Annotated in this window: 1 protein-coding gene; it reads left to right on the forward strand. The window is 63.1% G+C overall.

Annotated features, from left to right (window positions below):
- On the forward strand, positions 1–939 hold a 939-nt coding region (locus tag ACIQIB_RS39565), incomplete at its 5' end, for a reverse transcriptase domain-containing protein (protein WP_400764339.1).
- Positions 940–1,059: the final 120 nt, after the last annotated feature.

The following is a 1,059-nucleotide window of genomic DNA, read 5'->3' on the forward strand; positions in this document are numbered from 1 at the left end:
CTGGAGTGCGACATTAAAGCCTGTTTTGACGAGATCAATCACACGGCATTGATGAATCGCTTCCGGGTAAGGATCAAGGACAAGCGTATCTGCGGGCTGGTGAAGGCGTTCCTGAAATCCGGGATCCTTACCGAACTCGGAAATCGTGAAGAGTCGCTGACGGGGACTCCACAGGGAGGGATCCTATCGCCGCTACTCGCCAATATCGCGCTGTCCGCGCTGGACGATCATTTCGACCAGCAATGGAATCGCGACATGGGGACACCGTATCGGCGATCCAAGCGCAAGAAGGACGGCCTCGGTAACTGGCGAATCATCCGCTATGCGGATGATTTCGTCCTGGTGGTCTCGGGGAACCGCCACCACGCCGAGGGCCTGCGCGAGGAGGTGGCAGCCGTACTCGCCCCGTTGGGGCTGCGGCTGGCACCGGAGAAGACCCGGGTAGTCCACATCGACGAGGGCTTTGACTTCCTCGGGCACAACATCCGCCGCCAACGGAAGCGAGGAACCACGAAGCACTACGTCTACACCAAGCCGTCCAAGAAGGCCATCGCGTCGATCAAGGACAAGGTGCGGGAGCAGACGTACAGATCGACCCGCCACATGGAGCTGGACGACCTGCTTCGCAGCGTCAACCGGAGCCTGGCGGGATGGGCGAACTTCTTCCGACACGGGGTGTCAAAGGCGATCTTCACCGCAGTCGACTCCCACACCTGGGGCCGGCTGATGCGGTGGATCCGCGCCAAGTACACAGGGAAACACCGGCTCGGGATGAAGGAACTCCGCAACCGCTTCTGTGACAAGGGGTGGCGGTTCGCCCACAACGGGGTCGTGTTCACCGGCGCATCCAGCGTCGCAGTGGAACGCTACCGCTACCGCGGAAGCGACATTCCGACCCCGTGGACCCCGAGACCAGCAGCTGCCACGGCAGGCGGCTGACCAACGGTCAAGACACGTGGAGCGCCCGGTGCGGAGTAATTCGCACGCCGGGTGCGGGAGGGGGCCCGAGGGAGACGACCGACGGAGACGTCGGCACCGCGCCCACGGGCCTACCTCACC

Source organism: Kitasatospora sp. NPDC092286 (assembly GCF_044755565.1).
Lineage (GTDB): Bacteria > Actinomycetota > Actinomycetes > Streptomycetales > Streptomycetaceae > Kitasatospora.